Raw genomic sequence first — 13,256 nt, 5'->3', positions numbered from 1 at the left:
AAGTTTTGCCGCTCCCCGCCGATAACAGGTAGTAGCAGCACACACAGGTATACCACCGCAAGGGGGATGACATCATGGCATCCATATCGTCACTCGGGGCTGGCTCGGGATTGTTCAGCTCGGATCTGGTCGATCAGATCCTGAACGCCGAGCGTCAGCCAACGGAAGTCCGGCTGAACCAGAAACAGCAGCGCACGGAGGCAATGATCTCCGCTTTTGGCACATTGAAAAGTGCCGTTGAAGGACTTCGTTCCTCCATGGAGGGGTTGAGTAGCGCCGATGGCTTGATGGCATTTAATACCAGCTCGTCCAACGAGAGTACCGTTGGTGTTTCCATGGACGAGTCCCAGGTCAATGATGGCACCTATGAGATCGACGTGCAGCAGTTGGCCCGTTCCCAGTCTTTGGCCTCCACCACGTTTGCCGACAAGGATTCCACTACCGTCGGTACCGGTACCATGACCATAAATGTCGGCGGCACTGCCACGGATATTACGATTGATGGCAGTAACAACACCCTTGAAGGAATGGCAAGCGCCATTAACGACTCCGGCGCCGGGGTGAATGCCAGTGTGGTAGATACCGGTTCGGGTTTCCGGCTGGTCATGTCTTCGGCGGAGAGCGGCACGGCAAACGAGGTGCAGGTTACTGTCACCGATGATGATGGCAATAACACGGATACTGGTGGTCTATCCCAGTTTGTCTACGACGGGACAACCCAGAACCTTGAGCAGACCGTAGCGGCCCAGGATGCACTCCTGACCGTAAACGGAATCGACGTCACCCGGTCCAGCAATACGGTTTCCGACGCGGTTGAAGGGCTGACGTTTGAACTCAAGGGCGCGGGCACCTCGACCATCAAGGTGGAAGAGGATTCCGACGCGGTCGCTGAGCGAGTCCAGGCGTTTGTAGATAAGTACAACGAGTTCCAGAATGTCGTCCGGTCTATTTCAGGCTTTAATGCCGATACCGGTCAGGGTGGCCTGCTTAACGGCGACTCCACCATCCGCAATCTCCGGAATGACCTTCGTGAAGTGATTTCATCGGTAGTGCCCGGCCTTGAAAACGGCACGGTTCGAACCCTGGCGGATATCGGCATTGCCACTGATCCGGACGACAACGGCAAATTGACGTTTGATCAGTCTGTTTTCAAGGACAAGCTTGATCAGGCGCCAGGTGAAGTCGCCCAACTGTTTGCCGAGGTGGATGGCGCCGAGGGTGTCGCGGCCCGGATAACGGCTATTGCGGACAACATGCTTGCGTCTGATGGCACGCTCTCAAACCGGACTGATGGTCTTAACGAGAGACTGGAAAGCATCCAGGAAGAGCGGGACCAATTGGATATGCGGATGGAGTCAATGCGGGAACGGCTGGTGAAGCAGTTCACCGCAGCCGACCAGTTGATCTCCCAATTGCAGAGTACCCAGGACTTCGTCAGCCAGCAGTTGGCGGCTCTGGCTCCCTCATCGAGTCAGAACGGGTAATGGAAGCCAGGAGTCAGGGCGTCGTTTTCAGGGCATAGTATTTAGGGGAAGTCAGTATGAACGGTTTACAGCAATACCAGCGCATCAACACCCAGACCAGCATCACCGATGCCGATCCTCACAAGCTCATTCAGTTGCTGTACAACGGGGCCCTGGAGCGCATCAATATGGCCAAGGCCAGGATGCAGCAGAAGGACTACGGGGCCAAGGCCCAACTGATCAACAAGGCCATTGAGATCATTGGTGGTCTGCGCAGCTTCCTGGATTTCGAGAAGGGCGGCGACCTGTCCCTCCGCCTGGAAAGCCTCTACGACTACATGGAGCGCACGCTGCTGGAAGCCAGCGCAAAAAACGACGTCGGCAAACTGGAAGAAGTCGCTGACCTGCTACGTTCCATTAAGGAAGGCTGGGACGGCATCCGCGAGGAAGTGCTCAGCCAGCAGGCCCGGGCCACGGGTTAAGTCCAGACGGCCCCCACTACCCCTCTCCTTCCGGGGGAGGGGCGGTGTCCCCGGGTCCGTGAAAGCTCCCTCCCGATAGCCATTCCCCCCGTACTCCCGTACAATAGCGCCCTTATTTTCTGAACCTGACACGGGCCTCTGTGACCGGCTTTGACGCCTGTTTCCGTGGCTTCCGTTGTCCGTTTTTCGAATCGCAGGAGCAAGGGCATGTCTGATATCAAGAAGGTGGTGCTGGCCTATTCCGGTGGTCTGGATACATCCGTGATCGTCCGCTGGTTGCAGGACACCTACGATTGTGAGGTGGTGACTTTCACCGCCGACATCGGCCAGGGTGAAGAGGTGGAGCCGGCCCGTGAGAAGGCCAAGGCCCTGGGTGTGAAGGAAATCTACATTGAGGATCTGCGCGAGGAATACGTGCGGGACTATGTGTTTCCCATGTTCCGCGCCAACACCATCTACGAGGGGGAGTACCTGCTGGGTACCTCCATTGCCCGCCCGCTGATCTCCCGTCGCCTGATCGAGATTGCCAACGAGACTGGTGCGGATGCCATCTCCCACGGTGCCACCGGCAAGGGCAACGACCAGGTGCGTTTCGAGCTGGGCGCCTACGCCCTCAAACCCGGCGTGAAAGTAATCGCCCCCTGGCGGGAATGGGACCTGAACTCCCGCGAAAAACTCATGGCCTACTGCGATGAGCGCAACATCCCGGTGGAGAAGAAAAAGGGCAAGAGCCCGTACTCCATGGATGCCAACCTGCTGCACATCTCCTACGAAGGCATCAACCTGGAAGATCCCTGGGCAGAAGCCGAGGAAGACATGTGGCGCTGGAGCGTTTCACCGGAAGCCGCACCGGACCAGCCTACCTATCTTGAAGTGACCTACGACAAGGGCGATATCGTTGCCATCGACGGTCAGGCCATGAAACCCCACGAAGTGCTGGAGCACCTGAACAAGGTGGGCGGCGCCAATGGCATCGGCCGCATCGACATTGTCGAGAACCGCTACGTGGGCATGAAGTCCCGTGGCTGCTACGAGACCCCGGGTGGCACAATCATGCTGCGTGCCCACCGTGCCATCGAGTCCATTACCCTGGACCGTGAGGTTGCCCACCTGAAGGACAACATCATGCCCCGCTACGCCGAGGTGATCTACAACGGCTACTGGTGGTCACCGGAGCGTGAGGCCCTGCAGGCGCTGATCGACAAGACCCAGGAGTACGTCAACGGCACCGTTCGCCTGAAGCTCTACAAGGGCAACGTGGACGTGGTGGGCCGCAAGTCCGACGACTCGCTGTTCGATGAGAAAATTGCCACCTTCGAGGAAGACGAAGGCGCCTACAACCAGAAGGACGCGGAAGGCTTTATCAAGCTGAACGCCTTGCGGTTGCGGATTGCCGCCGGCAAGGGTCGCAAGCTCTGAGGCCAGGGTAATGATGGCCCTATAGAAAAAGGGGCAGCCCCAAGTGGGGCTGCCCCTTTTTTGTTTGTCGCACAACGAAAAAAGGCCGGCTTGATACTGCGAAGCCGGCCCCATAACAACAAACAAGGAAAGATCGAAACTGCCTGAAACAATACAACTGGTCCCAAAAAGCCGGTGAGGGTACTGCCTGAACCCCTCACCGTTGGGGGTGGATACTGCCGGGGATACTGCACAACTCCCCGATCCACGCGCTCAGAATACTGTCCGCCCGTTGTCCTGTCTGTTGGCCTTGTGTGATTGTCTGTTACCGGGTGTTTCCCTGCGCTGTCGCGTTTATCGACTGATGTCCAACGGTTTCCACACTCGATGTGGCAGGCGTTTATCGCTATGCTATCGTGCTTTCGTGTCCGCCCCGTTCCGCCGGGATTCTGTTTATGGAGACCCAACACCATGCCTTCCTTTGATATTGTGTCCGAAATCGATATGCATGAAGTCACCAACGCCGTTGACCAGGCCAAACGGGAGCTGGGTAACCGCTGGGATTTCAAGAATGTAGAGGCGGATATCGAACTGGACGACCAGTCCATTACCCTCAGCGCTGAGCAGGAGTTCCAGGTGGAGCAATTGCTGGACATGTTGAGGATGGCCTTCGCCAAGCGCAATATCGACACCCGGGCCATCGACGATGATGGCGAGAGCAAGGCCGGCAAGCTGGTTCGCAAGCACCTGAAGCTCCGTCAGGGCATCGAGACCGACCAGGGCAAGAAGCTCGTCAAGATGATCAAGGACGCCAAGCTGAAGGTCCAGGCCAGCATCCAGGGTGACAAGGTGCGGGTGACCGGCAAGAAGCGGGATGACCTGCAGGCGGTGATCGCCATGCTGAGGGAATCGGATCTCGACCTGCCCCTGCAGTTCAATAACTTCCGCGACTGAACGGGAGCGCTACCATCTCTTCCAGGTTCAACGTGTCATGGCTGCGGTCGAAGCTTGTCTCGCTCTGGCAATGGGTGGTGGATCGCTATGCCACCGGCTGGCCCTGGTTGCGGGAAGTGGTGGAGATCTATTCCCGCTGGCAGGTGGTGGCCCTGCTGTTCCTGGGGTTTTCCGCTGGTCTGCCATTCCTGCTGGTGTTCTCCACCCTGAACGCCCGGCTGGCGGATGTGGGGGTGGAAACCGCGACCATCGGCTTCTTTAGCTGGCTTGGTATTACCTATTCCATCAAGGTGTTGTGGGCCCCGGTGGTGGACCGGGTCAGGCTGCCGCTGCTGGATCGCCTGCTGGGCAAGCGCCGGAGCTGGATATTGCTGGCCCAGGGGGGTATCGCCACCGGCCTGTTCCTGATGGCTACCGTGGACCCGTTGGCCGCTCCGGAAATGATGGCCCTGTGTGGCCTGCTGGTGGCCTTTTCATCGGCCACCCAGGATGTGGCCATTGATGCCTACCGTATCGAAATTGCCGAGGACCGCCTCCAGGCGGCGCTGGCTTCCACCTATATCTTCGGCTATCGGCTGGCGCTGTTGGTGGCCGGGGCGGGGGCACTGTACCTGGCCGAGTACTGGTCCTGGACCGTGTCCTATCAGGTTATGGCGTTGCTGATGGGCGTCGGTGCCGTCACCGTGCTGGTGGTCCGGGAGCCCGTGGTCAACCACTTCGCCGCGGCGGCGGACATTGCGCACCAGATCGAACGGGAGGCTGCCAAACGGGGGTACCTTCCTCCAAGGCTGGCCAGGATGGCCGGCTGGTTCTCCGCCGCAGTGGCGGGGCCGTTCATGGACTTTTTCCGTCGCTACCGGGAGCTGGCCCTGATCATCCTGATCACCGTGGCTGTCTACCGCATCTCGGATATTGCCATGGGCGTTATGGCCAATCCTTTCTACCTGGATTTCATGGGGTTCTCCAAGACCCAGGTGGCGGACGTTACCAAGATCTTCGGGTTCTTCATGACGATCGTCGGTTCCATGGTTGGGGGCGTGCTGGTGGTGCGTTTCGGCGTGAGGCCCATCCTGCTGATTGGGGCGGTGATGACCGCCGCCACCAACCTGCTGTTCGTCTGGCTGGCCCAGATGCCGCCGGATCTGATGACCCTGGCGGTAGTGGTGAGTGCCGATAACCTGAGCGGTGGCATCGCCAATGTGGCACTGATTGCCTGGTTGTCCAGCATGACCAGTGCCTCCTTCACGGCCACGCAATATGCACTCTTCAGTTCCCTGATGACCCTGCCGGGCAAGTTCCTGGGGGGCTTCTCCGGCATCGTGGTGGCGGACTTCGGCTACGCCGAGTTCTTCCTGCTGGCGGGTCTGATGGGCGTACCTGCTATCCTGCTGGTGATCTACATCATGAAAAAGGGCCGGATACTGGACCAGCGGGCGCCGGATAAGGAAACGCCGGAGGAGACCTGAGCCGGCTACGTTGCCTGGTCTTCAGGGCCGCCAGCGAAAGCGTCGCATCGACACCCTGCCGTTGACCACGTCCACTCCTTCCTGTTCCAGCAGGGTCTTCTGGCGGATGAACGTATCCGAACCGTCGGGAAAGGCAATCTGGCCGGTATTGCGGATCACCCGGAACCAGGGCACCGAATGACCTTCCGGCAGCATGCCCAGGGCACGACCCACGAACCGGGCCTGGCGGCCAAGCCCCGCCATGTCCGCAACCTGACCATAGCTGGCCACCCGACCTTCGGGAATGGCCAGTACCACCTGCCATATTCTCTGTTCGCGTGTGGGTTCCATGGTGTTATTGGTCCTGTCGTTTTTACCCATGTTGTCGGTTTGCACCTGTGTAGCCCCTCTCCCCTGGAGGGAGAGGGGGAGGCGTTAACTCCCCGGTTTGTTTTCTGGCGCCCTGCGGGCGCTCCCCTCTCCCTGGCCCTCTCCCCCATTGGGGAGAGGGGATGTACGCGGGAGAGCTGGGGTGTGCCCCCTCAGTCCAATCCTCCCGGTCTTGAAGTTTCCAACTTTGCCCAGATGGTAATGGATGCGTGGAATCCGGGCTACCGGCTTCCAGCAGAATACAGAAGAGGCGGGCCGGATCTGATCCGGCCTGACAGTCACAGTGGGGCAGGCCCCGGGAGGCATCCGTTGCCGGTTTTCGTATTTCTATTCATCGTGCTGCCGATCCTGGAGATGGTGGTACTGATCAAGGTGGGGACCATCATCGGGGCCCTCAGCACCGTGGGCCTGGTCCTGCTGACTGCGGTCATTGGCGCGGCCCTGCTCAAGCAGCAGGGGCTGGCAACCCTGACGCGGGCCAATCAGCGGCTGAACAGCGGTGAGCTGCCTGCCAGGGAGGTGGCTGAAGGGTTGATCCTGGCGGTGGGTGGTGCCCTGCTGCTGACCCCCGGTTTTATTACCGACACTATCGGCTTCCTGTGCCTGATTCCGGGGTCCCGTCACTGGTTCGTTGCTCAGGCCATGAAGCGCCTCGTGGTCCGGGGACAGGGTGGCGGTTTCTACTGGTCGTCCGGTGGTGGTGATCCGTTTGGCGGTACCGATCCCTTTGGGCGCCGGCGAGGTCCGGATGATGAGGTCATTGAGGGGGAGTATCGGGATGAAACCGGGAGAGACCGCGACCACATCGAAAAAAAGTAAAATTTTTTCACCCGGGGTGTTGAAAACCAAACCGCCACCCCCATTTAGGTGACACCAGTTCGCTGTGGGCAGATAACCATCTGCAAAAACAGGGAGTTAACTGCCCCGGCTTTTAACGCAGCGTCATTGCCAAAGACAATCTGACATTGGAGAAACCGAGCAATGAAAATTCGTCCGCTTCACGACCGTGTTGTCGTACGCCGTAAGGAAGAAGAAGAGAAAACCGCCGGTGGCATCGTGCTTCCGGGCAACGCCAAGGAAAAGCCCTCCCAGGGCGAGGTCGTGGCTGTAGGCAACGGCCGCATTCTCGATAACGGCGAGACCCGCTCACTGGCGGTCAAGGAAGGTGACACCGTGGTATTCGGTCAGTTTGCGGGTAACACCGTGAAGATCGACGGTGAAGAACTGCTGATCATGAGCGAGAACGAAATCTACGGTGTGCTCGAAGGCTGACCGCCAGCAGCAACCGGATAACGCATTCAACCTGATTGTTTGCTGAACACGACAGACGATTGGTTTAAACGAACAGGAATAGAAGACTATGGCAGCAAAAGACGTTAAATTCGGTGACAGCGCGCGCAAGCGCATGGTTGCAGGCGTCAACACTCTGGCGGACGCCGTAAGGGTAACCCTGGGCCCGAAAGGCCGTAACGTGGTACTGGACAAGTCCTTCGGTGCCCCGACCGTGACCAAGGACGGCGTGTCCGTGGCCAAGGAAATCGAGCTGAAAGACAAGTTCGAGAACATGGGCGCCCAGATGGTGAAGGAAGTGGCTTCCCAGGCCAATGACACCGCCGGTGATGGTACCACTACCGCCACCGTACTGGCCCAGTCCATCGTTAACGAGGGCATCAAGGCCGTTACCGCCGGCATGAACCCGATGGACCTCAAGCGTGGCATTGACAAGGCCACCACCGAGGCCGTCAAGGCCATCCGTGAAATGGCCAAGCCCTGCGACACCAGCCACAACATCGCCCAGGTTGGCACCATCTCCGCCAACGGTGACGAAACCATCGGCAGGATCATCGCCGATGCGATGGAGAAAGTCGGCAAGGAAGGTGTTATCACCGTTGAGGAAGGCCGTGGCCTGGAAGACGAGCTGGACGTGGTTGAAGGCATGCAGTTCGACCGTGGCTACCTGAGCCCGTACTTCATCAACAACCAGGACAACATGTCCGCCGAGCTGGAAGATCCGTACATCCTGCTGGTGGACAAGAAGATCTCCAACATCCGCGAACTGCTGCCGGTGCTGGAAGCCGTAGCCAAGGCTGGCAAGCCGCTGCAGATCATCGCCGAGGACATCGAGGGCGAAGCCCTGGCAACCCTGGTGGTGAACAACATGCGCGGTATCGTCAAGGTCAACGCCGTGAAGGCGCCGGGCTTTGGCGACCGTCGCAAGGAAATGCTGCAGGACATCGCCATCTTGACCGGCGGTACCGTGATCTCCGAAGAAGTGGGTCTGACCCTGGAGAACACCACCCTGGATGACCTGGGCACCGCCAAGCGTGTCAACGTCACCAAGGAAAACACCACTCTGATTGGTGGTGCTGGTGCCGAGGGCGACATTGAGGCCCGCGTCGAGCAGATCCGCAAGCAGATCGAGGACAGCTCCTCCGACTACGACAAGGAGAAGCTGCAGGAGCGGGTAGCCAAGCTGGCCGGCGGTGTTGCCGTCATCAAGGTAGGCGCAGGCTCCGAAGTGGAAATGAAAGAGAAGAAGGCCCGTGTTGAGGATGCCCTGCATTCCACCCGCGCTGCGGTCGAGGAAGGCATCGTACCGGGTGGTGGTGTGACCCTGATCCGTGCCATTGCGGCCCTGGACAAGGTCGATGCCCTCAACGAAGAGCAGACAATGGGTGTCAACATCCTCCGCCGTGCCATGGAAGCCCCCCTGCGTCAGATCGTATTCAACGCTGGCGGTGAGTCCTCCGTTGTTGTGGCCAAGGTGCGTGAAGGTGAAGGTGCCTTTGGCTACAACGCCGCCACCGAGGAATACGGCGACATGCTGGAAATGGGTATCCTGGATCCTGCCAAGGTCACCCGTTCCGCGCTGCAGGCAGCCGCTTCCGTTGCGTCCCTGATCATCACCACCGAGGCGATGGTAGCCGACGAGCCGGAAGAGGAAGGCGCCGGCGGCGGTGGTATGCCGGACATGGGTGGAATGGGCGGCATGGGCGGCATGATGTAATGCCCCTGGATGCCTGACGGAACAGTGCTTCCGGGTACTGACTCCGCCCATAAAACCCCGCACGGGAGAAATCCCGGCGGGGTTTTTTTTGTTTCTGTGGTATTTTCAAATCGGGGTGCAGGTCACGTAGAATCTGCCCACTGGCCTGAAACCTGTGAAGCAATGTCACAAAGTCATCGCAGGTTCTTGCCATAATTCAGAAATTACTCAAACTCCCGCCGGCTTGCCAAGTCTGGTCGTGGATATTCAGTCGATAATGGTATCCAGCACTTGATGACCGACTCACCCGAACGCTCTTTCCTCAGGCCCATGAAGGTCATCCTGCTGGTATTGCTGGCGGTGGTGGTCTACCTCGTGGCCCTGGTGGCGTGGACGCCCGCTGGCTGGGTCTGGTCGCAGGTCTCCGCCAGTGTGGGATTGCCGCCGGGCGTTCAGGTGCAGCGGGTATCCGGTACACTCTGGCAGGGGGCGGCACGGCTGGAGGTGCAGCGTCACCCGGTGAGAGTCGCCTGGGACCTGTCCTGGCCGGATATCGCGGGTCTGCGACAACCCGTGGCCTTTACCGCCGAAACCGGGGGATCCCGTGTCCGGGGTGACCTGCTTTTGGGTTGGCCTTCATCTCTGGTTGTGGACGCCACCGGGCGTGTCCATGTGGCGGAGTTCGAGGAATTGATCCGGCAGAGCGGTGGCGCCCTGCTGGAAGGGGACGTCATTATCGAGCGTTTACGTATTGCTGCCAGCGATGGCCGCTTGGAGAGTGCGACCGGTCTTGGCCGCTGGCCGGGTGGTCAGGTGAGCTGGCCCATGGGGGGCAGTGTCCAGACCACGGTATTTCCGCCCATGCAGGCCACGCTGGCGGACACGACTCAGGGCGTCCTGCTGACGATTGCCGAGGAAGGGAAGGCAGAGCCGGCCGCCGATGCCACCATCGGCTTTGATGGCATGATGGGGATTCGTGTCTATAAACGCATGGTCGACCTCGCCGGGCAGCAATGGTCAGCATCGGCCGCGCCCGGCGATGTGATCTTTCAGGTGCAGCAACCCCTGGTACCGGGAGGTCGGCTCTGATGGCCAGGCGATCCTCCGTCAGGGTGCCGGGCTGGCTGCCCCGTTGGCTGGGCAACCTGCTGATGGTGGGGCTGTTGGTCCACGGTGCGGTGGGCGCGGCCTGGCTCACCTGGTTCCTGATATGGGATGAGAAACCGGTGGTATCGCTCTATCAGGATGGAGCGCCCTCAGCCGGCGGAGCGGCCCGGGTGAGTGCCCCGCTGGGCAGTATGGAGCTGTTCGGTCAGACTGCCGGCAATCAGCCGGTGCCCGAGACGGTACGCCGCAATGCCCCGGAAACCCGCCTGCGACTGACCCTGGAAGGGGTGATGGTGGCGGAGCGGCCTGAGAACTCCGGTGCTATAGTGACAAGCGGGGGTAACATTACTGCCCATTATCGGGTGGGTGAGATCATCCCGGGTAATGCCGAGCTTGTGGAGGTGGAACCCGGGCGTATACTGATCCGTCGCCAGGGTGCGCTGGAGTCCCTTGCCTTCGACGAAGACAGCGAAGGACCGGCTATTGCCGCTATGGAACCGGAGGCGGTTTCCGATGATACGTCGGGGGATTTCCTGGATCAGGCACAGGAACGACTGGCTAGCGAAGGTGCGAACGCGTTACTTGCATTTGGCCTCCAGCCGGTGGAGGATGGCGGCTCACAGGGCTACGTGTTTGACGGCTCCAACGCCATGCTGCGGGCGGTGAACCTGCGCGAGGGCGATGTCATCACGGCCATCAACGGCTACCAGCTGGGTGACCTGGAACAGGATCGGCAACTACTGGAAACACTGCGGTCCGAAAGTCAGTTGCAGGTGGAAGTTGAACGGGATGGTGCCCGTTTCACGGTAACCTACGCGTTACCACAGTAGTTTTGCCACATACAGACAGGGGAGCCGACCATGGCTCCATGTAAGGAAGGATCGGGGGGCGGTGTCCCCGAAAGACAATCAGAAAGCCATAGTGTTTCTGGAACTTACCGGCTGCCTTCGGCCAGACCTGAAGTCATCCGGGGCTCCTCCCAGGGGCATCGCAAGGCTTCTCATCGATACAGGACGCGATCGTTGCATGATTAAGCTCACCACACCTCTTTTTCGGGCCCTGGCGCTGGCCCTGTTGCTGCCGCTGATGACTGTGGCCCAGGCGCAGGAAGGTACCTGGCGGTTGAACCTCAAGGATGCGGACATCCGTGCCTTTGTCACGCAGGTTGCCGACATAACCGGTTACAGCTTTGTGGTGGACCCCAGGGTCAAAGGCAAGGTGACGGTCCTGTCCAGTGCCCCGATGAACAAGGACGAGATCTATGACCTGTTCCTGGCGGTACTGCAGGTGCATGGTTTCACAGCCATTCCCGGGGAGGAGGTGATCAAGGTCATCCAGCAGGTGGATGCCAAACAGAACGCCGAGGATCTTACCCGATTTGCTGAAACGCCCAGCGAGCAACTCATCACCCGGGTTATCCCGGTCAACAATGCCAACGCCCTGGAACTGGTTCCCATCCTGCGTCCGCTGGTGGCCAAATACGGGCATCTCGCTGGTGTGGCTGCCGCCAACGCGCTGATTGTCAGCGACCACCGCAACAATATCGAGCGTATCGAGGAGATTGTCCGGGATCTGGATAGCCCCTCTGAATACGAAGTGGAAGTGATCCAGCTGGACGAAGCCTGGGTTGGCGATATGGTTACCCTGTTGCAGGAACTGGCCCCCGACGAGCTGGGGCGTGCCGGGGGGGGCGGTGAGTCCCCCTCCCGCAAGTTCAGTGTCACCGCTGATGAACGAAGTAACCGGCTGATCCTGCGGGGCGACAAGAATTTCCGTGACAAGATGCGTAACCTGATCCACCAGTTGGACCAGCCCTCTGCCACCGGTGGCACGACCAAGGTGGTTCGACTTAATCACGGCGATGCGAAGAATATTACCGAAATCCTCGAAGGTGTCATGGGCGAAGTGGTCCGTGAAGCCGAAGGCGAAGGCGGCGGCAGTGGTGGTTCCAGTCGCCGCAACACCACCGGGTTTTCGGTGTTTGCGGACGAGGGCCTGAATGCCCTGGTGTTGCGGGGTGAGCCTTCCATGATGCAGGAAGCGGAAATGATCATCTCTCAGTTGGATGTTCGTCGCGCCCAGGTGATGATCGAGGCGGCTATCGTGGAAATCAGTGATCAGCTTGGCGAGGACCTGGGTGTGCAATTTGCGGCGGCCGACGAAGGGGGCGGGTCTACGCCGGTCATTGGTTCCAACTTCAATAACGTCGGCAACAGTATTGGTGATGTCATCGGTGCCATCCTTGAGGAAAGCCTGATTGCCCCGGCGGTGGGTGGTATCACCATGGGGGCCGGTCAGCGTAATGAGGATGGCGTTACCTGGGGCGTCCTGTTGCAGGCCCTGTCTACCTCGGCCGCGGCAAACCTGCTGTCCACGCCCAGCATTATCACCCTGGATAACCAGGAGTCCGAGATTATCGTGGGTCAGAACGTGCCTTTCCGTACCGGCGAACAGGCGACGGCCGGCGATGGGCTGAGTAACCCGTTCACCACCATCGAGCGGCGTGATATTGGTCTTACCCTGAAGGTTACGCCAAGTATCAGTGATGACGGTTTGGTGAGGCTGGTTGTGGAGCAGACGACAGAAGACATTGCCGACAGTGTCGAGGATGCGTCCGATATCATAACCAACAAACGAGAGATCAAGACGACCGTTCTGGCAGATGATGGTGAAACCATCGTGCTGGGCGGCCTGATTAACGAGAATGTCCGCATCAGCGAGAGCAAGGTGCCCCTGTTGGGTGATATCCCGATCCTGGGACGTCTGTTCTCCTCCACGTCGGAAAGACGTGAAAAGCGGAACCTCCTGGTTTTCTTGCGTCCCACCATCATGCTGGACAAGGCCAAGTCCGCCGAAGTCACTGATGACAAGTATGCGGGGCTGTGGGATATCAATCTGGATATTCGTGGAAAGCTGGACCTGCCGGAGGAGGATGAGGTACCACCGGAGATTGAGACGCTGTTCCGGGGCAAGGAGTACCGTGAAGCCCAGCGGGCCAAGGAGGAGGCCGCTGAGCAGTAGCATTCACGGA

The 13,256-nt window shown here is 59.5% G+C and carries 12 protein-coding genes; 11 read left to right on the top strand and 1 reads right to left on the bottom strand.

The genetic code is table 11. The features are described from left to right. Positions 1-74 precede the first annotated feature (74 nt). From fliD to ACJO3T_RS04985, 5 genes are all read left to right on the top strand, one after another. On the top strand, positions 75-1,484 hold the full coding sequence (gene fliD, locus ACJO3T_RS05005; protein ID WP_406962175.1) for a flagellar filament capping protein FliD: 1,410 nt from the start codon (positions 75-77) through the stop codon (positions 1,482-1,484). 56 nt (positions 1,485-1,540) lie between these two features. Further along, positions 1,541-1,945 (top strand): flagellar export chaperone FliS, encoded by a 405-nt coding sequence (gene fliS, locus ACJO3T_RS05000; protein ID WP_406962177.1) that lies wholly within the window; start codon positions 1,541-1,543, stop codon positions 1,943-1,945. A gap of 207 nt (positions 1,946-2,152) precedes the next feature. Beyond that, entirely contained in the window at positions 2,153-3,364 is a 1,212-nt protein-coding gene (locus ACJO3T_RS04995) for an argininosuccinate synthase (protein ID WP_406977964.1), read from the top strand. 450 nt (positions 3,365-3,814) lie between these two features. Next, complete coding sequence (locus tag ACJO3T_RS04990; protein WP_406977963.1) at positions 3,815-4,297, top strand: YajQ family cyclic di-GMP-binding protein; 483 nt, start codon at positions 3,815-3,817, stop codon at positions 4,295-4,297. A 32-nt stretch (positions 4,298-4,329) separates the two neighbouring features. Then, entirely contained in the window at positions 4,330-5,763 is a 1,434-nt protein-coding gene (locus ACJO3T_RS04985) for an AmpG family muropeptide MFS transporter (RefSeq protein ID WP_406977962.1), read from the top strand. Positions 5,764-5,784: 21 nt separating this feature from the next. Here the strand turns inward: ACJO3T_RS04985 and ACJO3T_RS04980 are convergent, their stop codons facing one another. Then, a complete protein-coding gene (locus ACJO3T_RS04980; RefSeq protein WP_406962185.1) occupies positions 5,785-6,093 on the bottom strand; it encodes an MGMT family protein in 309 nt (102 codons plus the stop codon). A gap of 348 nt (positions 6,094-6,441) precedes the next feature. Between ACJO3T_RS04980 and ACJO3T_RS04975 the strand changes: the two genes are divergently transcribed. From ACJO3T_RS04975 to gspD, 6 genes are all read left to right on the top strand, one after another. Next, complete coding sequence (locus tag ACJO3T_RS04975) at positions 6,442-6,951, top strand: FxsA family protein (protein WP_406962187.1); 510 nt, start codon at positions 6,442-6,444, stop codon at positions 6,949-6,951. Positions 6,952-7,113: 162 nt separating this feature from the next. Then, a complete protein-coding gene (groES, locus tag ACJO3T_RS04970) occupies positions 7,114-7,404 on the top strand; it encodes a co-chaperone GroES (protein WP_328185551.1) in 291 nt (96 codons plus the stop codon). 88 nt (positions 7,405-7,492) lie between these two features. Further along, the gene (gene groL, locus ACJO3T_RS04965; RefSeq protein ID WP_406962190.1) at positions 7,493-9,139 is read left to right on the top strand and encodes a chaperonin GroEL; all 1,647 of its coding nucleotides are present in this window, start codon (positions 7,493-7,495) and stop codon (positions 9,137-9,139) included. A gap of 273 nt (positions 9,140-9,412) precedes the next feature. Continuing rightward, a complete protein-coding gene (gene gspN, locus ACJO3T_RS04960) occupies positions 9,413-10,207 on the top strand; it encodes a type II secretion system protein N (protein WP_406962213.1) in 795 nt (264 codons plus the stop codon). Beyond that, positions 10,207-11,055, top strand: a complete 849-nt coding sequence (locus tag ACJO3T_RS04955; RefSeq protein ID WP_406977961.1) for a type II secretion system protein N — start codon at positions 10,207-10,209, stop codon at positions 11,053-11,055. Before gspN ends, ACJO3T_RS04955 begins: the two co-directional genes overlap by 1 nt. A 196-nt stretch (positions 11,056-11,251) precedes the next feature. Further along, a complete protein-coding gene (gene gspD / locus ACJO3T_RS04950) occupies positions 11,252-13,246 on the top strand; it encodes a type II secretion system secretin GspD (RefSeq protein ID WP_406962217.1) in 1,995 nt (664 codons plus the stop codon). The last annotated feature ends 10 nt before the right edge of the window (positions 13,247-13,256 follow it).

Source organism: Marinobacter shunpengi, from assembly GCF_045449715.1.
Taxonomy (GTDB): Bacteria; Pseudomonadota; Gammaproteobacteria; order Pseudomonadales; family Oleiphilaceae; genus Marinobacter.
The sequence above is the reverse complement of the archived record's forward strand: the minus strand, read 5'-3'. Positions and strand labels throughout refer to the sequence as shown.